This window comes from Paenibacillus pabuli NBRC 13638 (genome assembly GCF_001514495.1).
GTDB classification, from domain to species: Bacteria; Bacillota; Bacilli; order Paenibacillales; family Paenibacillaceae; genus Paenibacillus; species Paenibacillus pabuli.
The window spans coordinates 102449-118209 of record NZ_BCNM01000008.1; the positions used below are offsets into that span (position 1 = coordinate 102449).

17 protein-coding genes and 1 riboswitch are annotated in these 15761 nt (G+C 43.5%); of the genes, 3 read left to right on the plus strand and 14 right to left on the minus strand.

Going from position 1 to position 15761, the window contains the following annotated elements:
* Nucleotides 1–132: 132 nt before the first annotated feature.
* The gene (locus PPA03S_RS12720) at nt 133–1506 is read right to left on the minus strand and encodes an extracellular solute-binding protein (protein WP_062323377.1); all 1374 of its coding nucleotides are present in this window, start codon (nt 1504–1506) and stop codon (nt 133–135) included.
* Between the two features lie 551 nt (nt 1507–2057).
* Here PPA03S_RS12720 and PPA03S_RS12730 point away from each other — a divergent pair.
* On the plus strand, nt 2058–2948 hold the full coding sequence (locus PPA03S_RS12730; RefSeq protein WP_062323627.1) for a hypothetical protein: 891 nt from the start codon (nt 2058–2060) through the stop codon (nt 2946–2948).
* Nucleotides 2949–3673: 725 nt separating this feature from the next.
* Here PPA03S_RS12730 and PPA03S_RS12735 read toward each other — a convergent pair.
* The 7 genes from PPA03S_RS12735 to PPA03S_RS12765 form a co-directional block, all read right to left on the minus strand.
* Nucleotides 3674–4312 carry a DedA family protein gene (locus PPA03S_RS12735; RefSeq protein WP_062323381.1) on the minus strand — a complete coding sequence of 213 codons (639 nt, stop codon included), beginning with the start codon at nt 4310–4312 and terminating at the stop codon, nt 3674–3676.
* A 23-nt stretch (nt 4313–4335) separates the two neighbouring features.
* The gene (locus PPA03S_RS12740) at nt 4336–4980 is read right to left on the minus strand and encodes a hypothetical protein (RefSeq protein ID WP_062323384.1); all 645 of its coding nucleotides are present in this window, start codon (nt 4978–4980) and stop codon (nt 4336–4338) included.
* Nucleotides 4981–4997: 17 nt separating this feature from the next.
* The gene (locus tag PPA03S_RS12745) at nt 4998–5300 is read right to left on the minus strand and encodes a PadR family transcriptional regulator (RefSeq protein WP_245683594.1); all 303 of its coding nucleotides are present in this window, start codon (nt 5298–5300) and stop codon (nt 4998–5000) included.
* 342 nt (nt 5301–5642) lie between these two features.
* Nucleotides 5643–6065 (minus strand): DoxX family protein, encoded by a 423-nt coding sequence (locus PPA03S_RS12750; protein ID WP_062323388.1) that lies wholly within the window; start codon nt 6063–6065, stop codon nt 5643–5645.
* 160 nt (nt 6066–6225) lie between these two features.
* The gene (locus PPA03S_RS32295) at nt 6226–6531 is read right to left on the minus strand and encodes a phosphotransferase-like protein (RefSeq protein WP_082704133.1); all 306 of its coding nucleotides are present in this window, start codon (nt 6529–6531) and stop codon (nt 6226–6228) included.
* A gap of 171 nt (nt 6532–6702) precedes the next feature.
* Nucleotides 6703–6785, minus strand: a riboswitch (ZMP/ZTP riboswitch).
* Entirely contained in the window at nt 6785–8425 is a 1641-nt protein-coding gene (locus tag PPA03S_RS12760) for an SNF2-related protein (RefSeq protein ID WP_062323390.1), read from the minus strand. Its footprint overlaps the riboswitch before it by 1 nt.
* A 63-nt stretch (nt 8426–8488) precedes the next feature.
* Nucleotides 8489–9019 (minus strand): DUF6022 family protein, encoded by a 531-nt coding sequence (locus tag PPA03S_RS12765; RefSeq protein WP_245683595.1) that lies wholly within the window; start codon nt 9017–9019, stop codon nt 8489–8491.
* 110 nt (nt 9020–9129) lie between these two features.
* Here PPA03S_RS12765 and PPA03S_RS12770 point away from each other — a divergent pair, with 110 nt between their 5' ends.
* Nucleotides 9130–9831 (plus strand): MerR family transcriptional regulator, encoded by a 702-nt coding sequence (locus PPA03S_RS12770; protein ID WP_062323394.1) that lies wholly within the window; start codon nt 9130–9132, stop codon nt 9829–9831.
* A gap of 74 nt (nt 9832–9905) precedes the next feature.
* On the opposite strand, the gene PPA03S_RS34235 is transcribed toward PPA03S_RS12770, so the two are convergent.
* On the minus strand, nt 9906–10031 hold the full coding sequence (locus PPA03S_RS34235; protein WP_281189045.1) for a hypothetical protein: 126 nt from the start codon (nt 10029–10031) through the stop codon (nt 9906–9908).
* 380 nt (nt 10032–10411) lie between these two features.
* Between PPA03S_RS34235 and PPA03S_RS12775 the strand changes: the two genes are divergently transcribed.
* Entirely contained in the window at nt 10412–11020 is a 609-nt protein-coding gene (locus PPA03S_RS12775; RefSeq protein ID WP_167666024.1) for a DUF6597 domain-containing transcriptional factor, read from the plus strand.
* Nucleotides 11021–11128: 108 nt separating this feature from the next.
* Here PPA03S_RS12775 and PPA03S_RS12780 read toward each other — a convergent pair whose 3' ends face one another.
* The 5 genes from PPA03S_RS12780 to PPA03S_RS12800 all read right to left on the minus strand — a co-directional run bounded on the left by PPA03S_RS12780 (nt 11129) and on the right by PPA03S_RS12800 (nt 15649).
* Complete coding sequence (locus PPA03S_RS12780) at nt 11129–12208, minus strand: alkene reductase (RefSeq protein ID WP_062323405.1); 1080 nt, start codon at nt 12206–12208, stop codon at nt 11129–11131.
* Nucleotides 12209–12250: 42 nt separating this feature from the next.
* Complete coding sequence (locus PPA03S_RS12785) at nt 12251–12949, minus strand: SDR family oxidoreductase (RefSeq protein WP_062323406.1); 699 nt, start codon at nt 12947–12949, stop codon at nt 12251–12253.
* A gap of 216 nt (nt 12950–13165) precedes the next feature.
* Nucleotides 13166–13744 carry a TetR/AcrR family transcriptional regulator gene (locus PPA03S_RS12790; RefSeq protein ID WP_062323408.1) on the minus strand — a complete coding sequence of 193 codons (579 nt, stop codon included), beginning with the start codon at nt 13742–13744 and terminating at the stop codon, nt 13166–13168.
* A gap of 73 nt (nt 13745–13817) precedes the next feature.
* Nucleotides 13818–14612 carry an SDR family oxidoreductase gene (locus PPA03S_RS12795; protein WP_245683596.1) on the minus strand — a complete coding sequence of 265 codons (795 nt, stop codon included), beginning with the start codon at nt 14610–14612 and terminating at the stop codon, nt 13818–13820.
* A gap of 35 nt (nt 14613–14647) precedes the next feature.
* Nucleotides 14648–15649, minus strand: a complete 1002-nt coding sequence (locus tag PPA03S_RS12800) for an NADP-dependent oxidoreductase (RefSeq protein ID WP_062323411.1) — start codon at nt 15647–15649, stop codon at nt 14648–14650.
* Between the last annotated feature and the right edge of the window lie 112 nt (nt 15650–15761).

Here is a 15761-nt window from a genome sequence, read left to right on the forward strand (position 1 = left end):
TGGTACTTATTTTCAATAAGAAATTAGCATATGCCACATTATCTGTCAACTGGTTCTTTTGTAGTTCATATAAAATCTCAAAAAAAGCACTACCCAAGGGCAGTGCTTTTTTTGGAGCTGCTATATGTTTTTTTATGAATTGAGACTGTTGGATGGAAGCAACACTTCAGCGAGTCCCTCTTCATCCGTTAAATAAGACATGTACTGCTTTAGAATTTCTCCGAAACGGATCTGGGTTTGCATGGATATCGACATCTCTCGATACGTCGTATATTTCGAACTGTAATCTCGATGAAGCTCCAACCTGGACGGTTTGTTTTTAAGCTCTACAGAAAACGTTTCCGTAATATATCTGCTTGCAGGTAAACTGAATGTGTGCTGTCTGATATAGGTCTGTGCCTCGTCTGAAGTGAGATAATTCACAAAGCAGGCTGCCGTATCCCTATGGCTCGATTCTGCACTGAGAGCAATAGCTGTAGACAGAAGGAGTGTCCGATCATTCTTAAAATGTGGCAGTTGAGCAATATCAAAGGAAAAATTCGCATTCTTCAGCTCATTCAGCATGTAATACGTGGTGAGCATGACCGATACCTTCTGCTCCTTGAACAATTTCTCCGCTTCGAATTCACCTTGGGCTAAGGCAAGCGGAAATATTCCTTCCTCCGTCACAAGATCCCTGAGCCAGCGTAATCCTTCTGTAGGCAGGGATGTTCCGTTCTGGGCTGGACTGTAATCGAGCGAAGATGGATCGTCCTCATTTTGCATCCAGAAAATAGGCCATCGGTTCATGGAAAATAACTGAAAAGCAATGCTGTAGCGATGAGGCGCCTTGAGCTCCCTGAGCAGCGTTGCCAGCTCATCCCAGCTCCAACTGCTGTTAGGTTCTCCAAGTCTTTTCTCTCTCAGGTGCTCCTTGTTGTAACACAAAATAACGGGTGAGTACACGAAAGGCTGGGCAGCCAAAATACCCGATTCCTTCTCAAAATAAGGTGTAAGAAAAGGATATATATGATCGTGTCGATCCTGGTCGACAAGCAAATCAAGGTACTTTCTTTCCTGGAATTGGTACATATCCTGCAGGTTGATCGTTAATGCATCCACAATCCCTAGTTTGATGAGGTTGGCGATACTGTCCGAATTCATGTAAGGAAGCTCAATCGTTTCCACATGAATATGTGGATATTTCTCGTGGAATCGTTCAATCAATTCCTCCATCCCCGCTTCCTTATATAACGACGGGTAAACGCCAAAACGGATGGTTTCCTTGGCTGTAGGCTTTGCCACCTGTGTGCCCACCCGGGGAATTTTAATAATCAATCCCTCCTGAACAAGCTCATCCAGAACGTACCTTACGGAATTTTTGCTTAGTTTGTACAACTCTGTTAATGCCAACTCAGAAGGCAGGTATTCTCCCGGACTGTAAGCTCCGGAGTTAATTTTTTGCTTCAAATCGGCAGACATATGTCTGGTTCTGGTCTGAAAAGTATGACGATCTATTTTCGCCATTGGCCGTTCCACCTATCCTCTTCATCTTTTTATAGTTTAGCTATAATTCAATGTATTTCCTGATAATTATTTTTATTATACCAGATATGAACCAGTTTCACAGTAGTGAGTAATTAATTTTCTAAAATAAATTTTTGAAATTTTTACGCCTTTATGGATATTTTAGATACCGTTTACATGGGGTTCTACACCACTCATTCCATTAAGGATTTATCAGATTTAAAAAACCGTCACAGGAAAAGCACCTTTGCAGGTATTTACGATACGGTTCAGCTTAACGGGGCTACAGCGGACAACCTTATAGTGGTAAAATATAGATATGGAACATTGGGGGTGAAGTTATGTATGGCTGAGTACAAAGATAACAGGAAGTTGAACTTTCTATTACGGCACCTAGAATATCATAACACCTACAAAAAAACGTTCAATAATGAGGAAGAAAAATGAAAGAAACTTATCCATTTTATAGTGGATCGTCCCGGCAGCGTCGCGGGGAATCCCCCTCCGCCGCTCAGGGTACGAGTATCTTCTTCCTCGGGGGGGCGATGTCGATGAGGGATGCTGCGAAGGGTCAGCAGAAGCACGGGCAGCAAGAACATATGGAGACGCTGCCGCTGTTCTCCACCATGGATAAGAACGGACGAATGACTATGCTACGGCCGGGACATCACATCGGACGCGCAGCTCCGCTGATACCGTGGCTGCTTACAGCCGCATCCCTGTGGGCGCTGGCAGGCTCCGTGCCGTTCGGCGCACTGCTCGGCATGGCGCCGACACCGGCGATCGGCATGTTCCTCGGTCATCCGGTCACAGTGGGCGTTGCCGTTTTGCTGCTGTTCGTCGCGATCGGTATGACCGGTGTAGTGTACTCCCGATCGATTGAGCAGTTCGGACAGATCAGGGTGGCAGGCCTGTTCAAGACGCTATCGGTAGCAGGAGGGCTCGCAGCAGTTGCGGGAGTCCTCCTGTTCTGGACGCTGAAAAGCGACCTGTCGCGCCCCTTTGACTTTGAGGCCATAGTGACATCGCCGACGATCCCGAAAGAGCTCGGCGCTGTCGTCGGAGCTACCTTCGCCCTCTGGGCCGCCATCGCACTCCTGCGGTTGCCCGGCTCTATAGCCCACGCCCGGCGGCGTCAGGCGGACATCGAGCGACTCCGCGTGGAAGGTTCGTCATGCACCGGGACGTTGAGCGCCGTCCATTTTACTAACAGTTGGCTCTTTAATCTCCCGTTGTTCACGGTTGAGGTAAATTATATCGTTGACGGTGCTCCTCGTGTCGTCTCAGCACACATGCGCACCAGCGACGACCGCGTTCCCGTCGTCGGGTCGCAAATGATCGTGCTGACCGACGATCGAGGAACCACCCACGTGGAGTTGGACCTGGCGAGTGGAGCGGCATTCGAGCCGGACGTGGGTAAGTACGCCCCGTCGGACGGTTGATTTTACGGCCCTGATGGCAACATGGTTATAAGGAGTTCAGGCAACACGGAGCTAAAGCTTCGCTCAACCATTTTTAACGAAGGATAGATTGAGCGCTCTCTCGGTATTCCTATGCCCAGCAAGTAGAAAGAGAGGCCTTGGTGGATCATCCGTATCACCACATGGAAATTATCGGGTTATTTTCTAGTCAGAAAGAACTAAAAAGCCTCTGAAACTAAAGGTCTCAGAGGCTCCCACCAAGACAATTTTTCGCCGTCACTTATGATACGGTTCACCGTGATGTATCTAAGCACAAAGTACAGTTTGACCACAAGATATACATATCAAACATTCTGGGAGAGGCCGGTCTTGTACAAATTCTGTAGTCACTTAAGCTACGACATTACTTGTTGACCTGGCTTAAAAACAGGCACCGATGTCCTGCGAGCGCTTCGTTTAAATTCAATATCATAGATTTTTCGTATTTAGCCCATAGAAAAATCCCCTCCAAGTAGACTTTAATGCGCTTTAACCTGTCTGCTTAAAGGGGATGATATTACACGGCAGCCTTTCGTTATTGCTTCTTCCCTTCCTGGATTACTCCCGCGGGCCGATTGTTAAAAAGTAACAGCTTCTTTAGAATGGCTTATGGACCATAGTCGGATGAAATGATTATGATCACATTGCTTAAAGATTCATTGATAATGGGAGTATCCTCAGATTAACAAGATCATGTATCATAGCATTTATACTTTTCTTTCGTTGTTTTTTCCATGGACCTTAATGATCCGTTTACGAATAAATATAAACCCAAAGACTGCCAGGCTAAATGCTAAAAGACCATAAACCGCATTAGAGTATATATCCATGTAACCCACAATAGAATCCCAGGATGCTCCGACGGCAGCCCCAATATAGACGAGACCGATATTCCAGATTAAGGATCCTAAAGTTGTGAGAAGAAGGAACGGGAGAAAACTCATATGCGTACTACCTGCAGGGATGGAAATCAGACTGCGGATCAACGGTACCAAGCGTCCGAAGAATACTGCCTTTGCGCCATGTTTATTAAACCACGCCTGTGCTCTCCGAATATCTTCTGGCTTCAGTCGTAGAATTTTACCATAAGTCGTGATAATCGTTTCCAACCGAGAGGTCGAAAATATCTTTCCGACACCATAGAGACAGATGGCTCCGGCAATCGAGCCGGCAGTTGCAGCCAAGACGACGCCGAGTATTGTCATTTCTGATGTTGTGGTCATAAACCCGCCAAATGTCAGGATGACCTCCGAAGGGATCGGGGGAAATAAGTTTTCCAATGCAATGAGTAGAAAGATGCCCAGGTACCCGTAAGCGTCCATCATCTCCGTAATCCAATGTTCCATTCGTCATCACACTCCTTATTTTCTCAAGAGAAATAGTCCTTTATTTTCCAGAAAATAATTCTGTCTAAGACTTTATACAGGATCAATAAAGCAAAGAAGCAAGTGCCGTAAACTGCTAATACGGTTTTTATAATTAACATAAATAGCGAGAACGATGGAAAAACATAATCGATCAGTACAAGGAAGACAGAAGCTGCAATAGCCAAGAATCCGTAACCAAGTAAATAATGATGACCATGAGATTCGAACGGACTCGTATATTTTGACATGGTAAGGAACTCTTTGGCTTTAAACTGGTTAATGGCTTCCTTAACAGCCTCTTCCTTTATCATGCCGTGGAGTTCGAGATCCGTTGCAAAATCCTCTAAATAATTCTTCAACTCCAACTTGTCCTCCCCGCTTAACGCGAGTTGATCGACATAAGTATGAATATCGTTTTGCTTCCGAAATAAATTGTTCATTCGAATATGTCCGACGTAGTTCATACCGCCCCAAATAGCTGCCAACGTAAAAGATGTAAAGTAGGCTATTGATAACCAAAATTGATCGCCGGGATCATAATGTTCATCAACGTAGAATGTAGCGATGCATATAACGATGGAAATGAGTAGTAACCAACCATATTTCAGCTCCCCCATACTGAATATTTTTCGTGTCAAATTCGTCATTTTATCACCTCCGTCTTTCAAATGAATCGATTAACGATCTCGGTTGTCTTCTCCCAGTCCGCAATAAATTTTTTTAGCATGCTCTGACCGTCGTTTGTTACTGAATAATACTTGCGTCGTCCTCCATGACTTTTGTCTCCCCAGTAAGCTGTAATCGCTCCCTGCTTCTCTAGCCGCTTCAGGGAAAGATAAAGCGTAGCTTCCTGAATTTCAAACTCGCCCTCTGTCTGTTCTTTGATTGCTTTAGAGATTTCGTAACCATAGTTGTTTTGTCGCACAAGCACAGACAGAATGAGGAGATCAATAGTTCCTTTCAGCATTTCCGCATTCAAAGGCATTACCTCCAGATCAATTACTCAATTTAATTGAGTACTTAATAATAATATGTTATTTTACTCAACATTGCAAGGTACTTTGATAAGGTTTTATTTACTCGGCTGGTGGAGGAATATGGCCTCACCTCTCGGCTTTAATATGTTTTGTGCTTAAGGTGCTTCTCCATAAGCTGGATTACATACCGAAACGATGCTGGAGCAGGTAAGTAAACAAGTTTAAAAAAGCCGCTATAATAGCGACTTCAATAGGAATATGTTCTTGTCCCTCGACATGGTTCCCTACTAACTTCTCGAGCCATTCACGGCTTTGTGTTATTTCCCTACCCATTACAGTTTGCGGCTTTTCGGACGCAGCGCCCAGGAGGCAATGCCAAGCACGGCATAGAAAAGCGGAAGAATAATATGAAATCCGTAATCGCCGTAATCGTTAGCGAACGCATGGGATAGGGCAGCACCCGTCATTAGAAAAAAGAGACCGCTATAAGCCCATTCCTTAAGCCGGGGAAAACCTGGCATTACGATCGCGATGGCTCCAAGCAATTTCCAACCTCCAAGAATGTTCGTGACATATAAAGGGAAACCAATATCGGTCACTAGATCGACATTCCCCCCATATCGCATCAGTTGCCCGATACCGCTTAATGCAATGGAGAATGCGAGTACTATTGTGACAACCCAATAAGCAACCATCCTTCCAATAGGACGGTATTCTTCTTTCGCAATTTTTTCATTACCAATGATCGTACTCATTTTCATTCCTCCAATGATCTCTTTTATTTTGAATTAATCAAATGATTTGTTATTTCACTTGATACGTTTATAATAGCTATAAATCATGTCAAAATAAGATACTGTTTAGAGGGCCAAATGAAAAAAAAGAACGGATTAACATAAGGACTTTCATCAACGTTCATCTCCGGATGAGTTGGCCGAAATAACAAATTGCTGCTTTCCCCAAGTCAGATATCAAGGGCAGATAAGTGTACTCAGCTAATAATGAACTTTTGTGAGTTTTATGGTATTGGGAAAAGGCATCTAATTTTCTTGTAGGTTCATCTGGAAATTTTTTATTAACAAACTCATTGTAATTATTAAAAAAATCATCAATTGATAAATGATAAAAAGGAATATCTTTCTGATTTTTCAGTTCAGTCGATATGGAGGATTTTCCAGAACTTGAGGTGCCGTTCAAAAACACAATGAGTCCTCGGTCCACATAAATCACCCTTATCTATAAGATTTGCGCTGAACATCTCAAATTTATTGGAATGGGGTCTCAGTGGTCAAACCCTCAATCCCTCACCCGCATAGCGGTTGGTTTTTGTTTCGCTCGTTTCACGCATTCAATTGGCTAAAGCCATAATAAAGTGTTTGATCAAAAGATCAAACACTTTGCCCAGGCGTACGGCATATAAAATATGTGCTTCTCTCGTGGTATACTCCATGTTTACGCCAGTCATACCATTCTTTTATAGGACCTGATTGATAAGCGCTTGGGTCCTGTTTAAATTCTGAACTGGTTTAGTGTTCGATAGATCGTGAGGGTCGATTATTTCTTCTGATTGGGCTTGCTTCAGGCCTAATACGTCTAGCATGACCGGATCGGAACCTTCCTCTGCGTTTAAGTATACTATTGTAATTTTCTCCTCTTGGCCTTCCCTGTTTAATCGACCAATGACCTGCTCATGCACCTTAGGCGACCAATCCAACTCTCCGAACAATATCGTCGAGCAGCGATACTGCAAACCGTCCAACCCTGCACCGCTACGCAACGATAGTATGAATACATTTGTCTCCCCTTGGACAAACCGCCTAACGGATTCGATCTTCTGCATATCTGACTCACTGCCCGTATACATAGCTGGTCGATAATCTGCCAATTCCTTCAGCCATATCTCATAAACATCGCGGTGCCACCCAACAAGAAGCAGGGGGATCCCTGCTCCCAACAACTGTTTCGCATATTGCGCAACACCTGCAGCCTTAGCCACACCAGTTACCTGTCTCATCAAAAGGTCCAGCTCACGAGCTGCTGGACCACGTTCCAGGTATGTCCCTTGGGAAGCTTTTAAGGCAAGTTGCTTTGCTTGTGCTTTCACTGATTTTAACTTTGATAGATCGGGCTCGACGATCTCAACGATCCGGTTGATGGGGGGCAACTGTTGTCCAACTTCGCTTTTCGTCCGCCGGAGCATGACATTCTGCTCGCGAAGGAAACTGCCTAGTACAACCGGGTCATGTACTTTCCGATCATTGCGGCACCATTCTCGAACAAACTCCGAATAGGTTCCCAATAGGTCGGGATCGAGGAATTGTAAAACATTCCAGATTTCAGTACCGTAGTTATAAATCGGTGTTGCCGAAAGACCCAACCGAAATTCTGCTGCATCGGACAACATTTTCGCGGCCTCACCTTTTTTACTGGTGAGACCGGTTCGAAGTTCTTGAATCTCGTCATAAATGACACATTGGAAGTTACCGTCTGCAAAAAAGTTCTTCCAACCGGCAAGCTGGCTATACTTGAACAAATAAACATCTGCAACGGGGAGCGAATACGGTCTTGTTCTTTCAATTTTATGAACAATAAGCTCCGTAAAGGATTCAATCTTCTCTTTCCACTGGTCTTGGAGATGTGCCTGAACGACAACAGCAGCAGGATGTGTATCCGGTTCCAGCAGCATGCCAGCCGCTGCGTATGTCTTTCCTAGACCAACATCATCACCGAGAAGCAGAGAACGGCGTTCTAAGCACAGATCGATAGCCTGTGATTGATAGTGGCGAATCTTTTGTCCAGGTTTAAGTCCCGTGCGCAGGATGGGATCATAATCTGGAGTGAGTATATGTTCCATGTACGCTTTCTTCTCAAAGAACTTATTGTTGCCACGCAATAGCTTAGCCCTGTCTTCAGAAGTTATCTCCATCGGAAATCGCTGAATAAACCAGGCTAGATCCGCGCATATATTCGATCTGTTCGAAAACAAAAATGTGCCCACTTGTTTCATTGAAACCCCTGGAAACAGCTGCTTCAAGCGAATCGCAACATGCGGATGAACTTCACTTAACTTCCACCTTCCGCTCACTAACTCCAGTTTTCCATACATCATTCCCATTCAACCCCACCTTCCAATAGATCATATTATGCCAGCACAGCGTTCATCCATAATTCCCTCAATCTATCCCTTGATACGTCGGATTTCTTGCATGATCTGTTCCCTCTTACTCTCCCTCAACGAATAGAGTACAGGTGCTGTAGGGATCTCAAACTTCAGATGAGAATGAGGAATTTCCATCAATAAAGTTCCAACAGGCTTTTGGCTTTTTTTACTACGTACAACATTCCAAAATATCCTGGATCTATTTTCCTCGGATCCCCATTTTTCAAGCGAATTTCGGAATAGTAAACATTTGCCGATAACGAAATCATCCTCCTTGAAAGATTCGGTTGCTTCGAAACCGACGTCCTCAAGGCCATCAAATAGTGCTGGCATCAGCCGGTCCAAATACAGCCCATAAGCAGCATCTTCGATCTCACGAAAAGCGACCATTAGTTGATCGTGCATCGAATCGTACAAGGGCTTCCAAGCCGATTCAATATACCGATTACCTACTTGGCCAATCTCCTCAATTGTCATCTCGTAATGGAATACTGGATTAAAAGTCATTTTTATTCCTCCTTGATTTGAATTGTCTTCATCATACAACATGTAAGCCAATTGGAAGGTTTTTCGATAATTATCAAATAAAACACCATAATTATTGGGTATACGTTACAATAGTTTTAATGTTCTTTTATTCATTAGAAAGGTGGGATAACATGGGAATAGGACCCAAAAAACTGGCGAATAAATTTATGATAAGCGCTAACACTTTGCGAAATTACGAAGCGAAGGGATTAATCCCACCTGCTGAGCGTTCTGCCAATGGATATCGTATGTATACCCAACAGCATGAGGCCTATCTGGCATGTATTCAAGCCATGGTTCCTGCATTCGGGATGGAAGTGACCACCGAGGTGCTTTGTGGTCTCCAAAGAAATGAGTTGGACGACGCATTGTGGGTCGTCAGGGAAAGGGAGGTCATGTTGCATCGGGAGAAAGCGAGTTTGGATCAATTGGTAAGGGAGTTGGATTCGCATGCCGGCGGAAGTCAATCTTACGACTTGAATCAACACTTCCGCATCAATGAGGTCTCTAGACGGACGGGGGTCCCTAAATCAGCGATCCGTTATTGGGAGGCAAGTGGCCTTTTCACTACTGCGCGTGACTCTGGTAACCAATACCGTCTATATAATGAAGCTCACCTGTTTAAAATTAAGATGATCCAGATATTACAAAGTTCTGTTTATTCCGAGGAGACCGTAAACTTAAAGCAATCCATTGCACTTGTAGAATTCCAAAACATCGAACAGGCAATGAAGCTTGCAGAAGATATCCGAACTTATCTGAACAAAACGATTAAACTTCAGATGAGAGGTCTCTACTTCCTACAGCGATTGATTCAATCACTAGATTTTTAATCATATAACCGAAACCCCGTACATGTTGCCAACACCGGATAGTTTTATTGATCTATCGTCATGGAGTTAAAGAATTATTTAGAATCACCTCTTCGGAAAAGTCGAATGTCCAACCTGACTTCCTCGACGTTTTTGGCATCTTCCACGATTGCTTCAATGTTCTGCATCGACTCTTCTGTTTCTGGGTCTAAGTAATCCATGACGTCATCTCCCTTTGCGCCGTCCTCACTTGTTATAACGTAAGATTGCGTTATGTGACATTCGCGAAAAAAGAAAGGCAATATATTCGATACGTGAGTGGAATTCGATACATTTCCATTCAGATTTCTTTGTGATTTATTCAATAAATGAAGACATTCCTCTTGGTTTGGTAATTAAGCTAAACTTTCCGTTAGCTTAAGGTTTGAATCCTTCTTCTGACTCACACCATAAGTTAACTAGATTTATAGCCTATATTGAAAATCATTTAAATAAGCTGAGTTTTCGTTAACTGAAGTATAATAAGAACTATGGAACAAATTACAGTAGACAAGATGAGGTTAACATGAATCATTCCTATCACCCTATACATTCTCCCAAATTGCAGCCGGAATTGCATCGCCCTTGGTACAATTACCGGGAATATAAGCCGAGTCGCCGCTTGGAATCGCATGTTGCTTCCTTTTGGACAATGGATTTTCAGCCTGTGACGGAGGAGGACCAATGGCATCGGATTATACCGGATGGCTGTGTCGATATCATTATCAATCTTCTTTCTCTCACAAGCCGAAAGTCCACCCATGTCCTAGGGCTTACGACTCGATCTGAAGTTTTGCATTTCTCTGAAGCTCGTTCTATATTCGGCATACGAATTTATTCAGAATCGGCCCGGGCTTTATTAAAATTTCCCCTCTCGGCGTTTATGAAACATCATGTCTTTCTGGAAGAGGTCTGGGGTCTTAACGGGCTGTATTGGGTCGAAGCAATCCTGACAGCTAAGACAACGTCGGACATTATAGAAATTGTCGAGCATAATTTATGCAAAATGCTAACTGACAGCAATATTCATACTCCTTCTTTGGTGTACCAAAGCATGCAGCATATGTATGCCTACAAAGGGAATCTTACCGTAACGAATCTGGCGGATAAGGTGAATTTCAGCGAAAGGCACCACCTTCTTAATGTGCAAGATACAAATCTTCTTTGGTAGGTCGATTTTTACATAACCAGATTATCTGCTAAGAAAACTATGGCGTACAATTGAATATATGTACGCCATAGTTTCTGTAAAATATTGATTTTTTGATTTAACTACTCCTTAGCTCTTTTGTGCTTCTAATTCTTTCAAGGTAGGATAGTCCGTGTAACCTTTGCTTCCCGCTGCGAAGAAGGTTTGGGGATCTGCATCATTTAATGGAGCCCCTGTTTTAAGGCGCTCTACTAAATCCGGGTTGGCTAATGACCATGCACCGACCGGTACAATATCAGCTATACCGTTATCAAGATCAATACTCAGATCTTCCAGTGCACGTCCCGCCCGGTTGACTAATAGTGGATTGGTCCAAATGGAGCGGACGTTCTGGAGCAGCTTTTCATTTCCAAGATGCATCACATGAAGGTAAGCCAACTCCAGCTTCGCTAATTCTTTGACCAGGTAGAGATACAGTTCAGGGCCTTGTTCCCCATCCTGAATTCCTCCGAGAGGTGTTCCCGGTGAAATACGGAAGCCTGTTCTTTCTGCGCCAATTTCTTCTACGACGGCTTTCGTCACTTCAATCGCGAAGCGGGCCCGGTTTTCGATCGATCCCCCATATTCATCTGTCCGTGTATTCGAATTTTCACCGATAAATTGATTAATGAGATATCCATTGGCTCCGTGAATTTCAACGCCGTCCGCACCGGCTTCAATAGCCGCTGCTGCTGCTTTGCGGAAATCGGCAATGGTCGTCTGAATATCCTCTTTGCTTAACTCGCGCGGAACAGGGATGTCTTGCATTCCTGTAGCGGTAAACATCTGAACACCGGGAGCAATCGCTGACGGCGCAACGGGCTGACGATGATGGGGTGTATTGTCGGGATGCGACATACGGCCAGCATGCATTAACTGAATGTACATAAATCCGCCTGCCGCATGAACGGCATCCGTGACTTTTTTCCACCCTTCAATATGATGTTCCGTATAGATCCCCGGCGACCATAAGTATCCTTGACCATCGTCAGAAGGTTGTGCACCTTCCGTAATTAGAAGCCCCATCGATGCTCTTTGCGCATAATACAGGGAGCTTAATTCTCCTGGTGTACCATCTTCTTCTGCTCTGCTGCGTGTCATGGGGGCCATGGCTAAACGATGCGGTAAATCCATGTTTCCGACTTTGATTTCACTCCATAATTTTTTCATTTTGTACACTCCTCTTTAATTTTAGTTTAAACCGTAATGTGATTAGGAAAGATGCGGGTATAGTGTAGAAACGCCGCCTGCAAGCCCAGCTTGGATCATCCGGCTGTTATCGTCGGCAAGAATTTCAAAGCTGCCCGCTGCTATGCCATCAATAGCCATTTTCGCAACATCTGAAGGGTTCGATTTGGGAGTGTCCAGGCCGGCTGTCATGTCTGTCTCCATATAACCCACATGTAATCCCGCTACTCTAATATGACGAGGATACAAATTCAAACGGAGATCGTTCGTCAACGCCCATGCTGCAGCCTTCGCAGCTGTATACGCTCCCGCAGCTCCGCCACTAAACCAAGATAATGCGGAAAGAATATTCAGAACCGATCCTCCCCCGTTGTTTTCGATCACCGGTGCAAAAGCGCGAACCATGGATAACGTACCGAAGAAATGCGTATCCAATTCCAACTGGATTTTTTCTACATCCCCTTCCAGCAAAGAAGCACCTGTAGATGATCCTGCATTGTTGATCAAAATCGTAACATCCTTAGCAAGGATGGCAGCTGCTGCTACCTCTTGAGGGTTGGTTACATCAAGCTTTACAGGTGTAACCCCTGGAATATCGATGGTATCCGGATTTCTTGCTCCTGCGTAAACCTTGGCCCCTCTAGATAGTAGTTCAAGCGTAAGATGGCGGCCAAGCCCCCGGTTTGCTCCAGTAACAAATGCGACTTGTTCAGAAATGTTCATTGTATTAGCTCCTTTTTATGAATGTAATTATTCAGTTTATAAATCAGGGATCGAAAGGCTAAATAATTCAAGAATGATCATTCTAATAAGTGTAGAATAAAGCACCCTTTATAAAGGTTATTTGAATGAAGGAAAGACGAACGATTCAAGAACGATCATACTAGAAAATGCACAGGGAATGATACAATAATTTTTTCTCAACCAGAACTTCAATAATTATTTAGATAAAAGTTTAATCGATACATCGGCCATATGTTGCAATTTTTCTTTGCGTATAGAGGTTCTTGTCATAACTCTTATCCCTACATAAACCGCATGCAAATGTTCTGCTTGGTCTTCGGCACTATATTCAGCGCTAAACTCTCCACTCTGCTGTCCCCACTGTATAATATCTTTGAACAATTGTTCCGATAAAGCAAACAATTCAGTGGTTTTTAAATCCACATCAGCATCCCGCATTGCCAATTCCACTGCCGAATTTACCATCATACAACCGGAAGGTGAATCATCTACACTACAGATCACGGAACTGAAAATAAGCTGTAATGCCTCCGTAGCAGTCTTAGAGCGTTTAACTTCTCCTACAAGCCCATCACATAACTTATCGTGAAATCGGTCCAAGGCTTTCAAAAATAGCGTGTGTTTATCGCCAAAGGTATCATATAAACTTCTTCGATGAATTCCCATATGCTCAACTAAGTCCGATATCGATGTTTTTTCGTAACCTTGTTCCCAGAAGAGCTTCATCGCCTTTTCTAATACCTCATTATCTTCGAATTCTTTGCTTCTTGCCATTCGATTCCCTCCCTGTTTCTCAATATAACATATTGAGAACGATCGGTAAAGAATTTTATAAATATCAAACTTATTAATGTTCTGTTCCCTTTGACTTAAGAAGCATATGCCCCCAAGTATGTGTGATAAAATCTGGAGCAAACTTCATGGAAAAGCGCATAACTTTCGTAAATCCCGCATTCACTCGCAGTTTATTTTTCTGCATCCCTTTAATACCGACATGTACAAGCTTCTCCAATGGCAAAGAAATGATCTTATTCAAGAAGCCTTCGTCAAAAGTGTCAGTGAGATTGGTTTCAGAAATAACCGGTGGACAAAGTTCCATTACATGGATGTTTTTACCTTTGGCCCGGATTTGCTCACGCAATGCATCACTGAACATGTGAATACCGGCCTTTGTAGCAGAATACGTTGGTGCGTTGGCAACTGTAATACTAGCAAGTAGAGAGCTAACGTTTACAATCATTGCCTCCTGTTGTTTGGCTAACAATGGCAATAATGTCTTGGTAATATATATTGTTCCGTTCAAATTTGTGGCGATTTCAGTAGTAAGTTGCTCGTAGGTGACAGTTTCATCAAACAAGTCGAATTCGTGTATAATACCTGCATTATTCAAAATAATATCCAGTTTGGGATAGTGAATTATTAGTTCCTTAGCAAGATGCTCTACACTATTGGGATCACTAACATCAGCCACTATGCCGATCAGCCCGGGATTGTTTTCTACGATCTGGTCGATTCGTTGCTGCGAACGCCCCGTTATGATTACAGTATTCTCCATATCGAGTAAACGTTTCGCAAAAGCAAAGCCGATTCCAGACGTACCGCCGGTCACCAAGATTGTTCTGCCTTTCAATTTCATGATCATTACCCACTTTCAATATGGCCTTTATTGCGTGTTCTTTAAAATCGGATAATTACTTTCCCTTTAGGATGACCTGCAGCAACAAAATTTAGAGCTTCATTGATATCTTCAATGTGGAACACTGTAGGGTCCACCGCGGGTACAATCCGGTTCTCTTCAATAATCTTTGTAATTTTCCGTAATTGCTCTCCATCGCTGCGTACAAAGACGAAATGATATTCGATCTTCTTTTTCTTTGCTTTGTGATCATACTTAGCCCCAGCAATACTGAATAGCTTTTGTTTCCAGCCCGGCAAGCCCAATGCTTTAGCGAAACGTTTGTTAGGACCAGTCCTTAGAGAAAGAAGATGACCGCCTGGTTTAATAATAGAGAGTTCACGATCAAATTCACTGGGTCCCAAGGTATCAATCACATAATCAAGATCACGAAGTCGTTCCCAGTAATTCTCAGTCGTGTAATCAATGTATTGATCCGCTCCCGCGGCCATTGTGCGTTCGCGCGCTTTTGGACTTCCACTAACGATAACCTTAATCCCCATGTTTTTAGCGATAGGAATAGCCATTTGGCCAAATGAACCAGAGCCGCCGGGAATGAACAAGCTTTCGCCAGCTTTAGCGGCTAGCTCTTCATGTAAACTTTGATAGGCTGTCAATCCTGTTAAAGGCGCAGCCGCACCGGTTACAAAATTCAGATTAACAGGTAAGTGAGCGATGGCATCCGCATGAATCGCCGCGTATTCGGCAAATGCTCCGATTTTTTGCAGCGGCAGGCGTGAATAAATGGCATCACCAACTTTGAAACCAGTGACGTTCTTGCCAATCTTCTCGACAATACCTGTGAGCTCATTACCGAGTGTCAGTGGGAACTCATAGTCCTGGATTAACTTCACGCTTCCAGTAGCGATAAGCAGTTCCAAGTGGTTGACCGCCGCAGCTTTCACCTTAACCAAAACTTCCTGATCCGTTATTTCCGGGACTGGGATATCACGCACTTCAACTTTAAACTGTTTTGAATATTTGGTAATCTGTGCTGCTTTCATAAAATATCCTCCTATTCGTAATTTACCAAGTAACATTTATTATGTTTTGTAACTTGCACAGCAAGCATAATATCATTGGTTACAAAAGTCAACGTTTGTTACTATATATTTT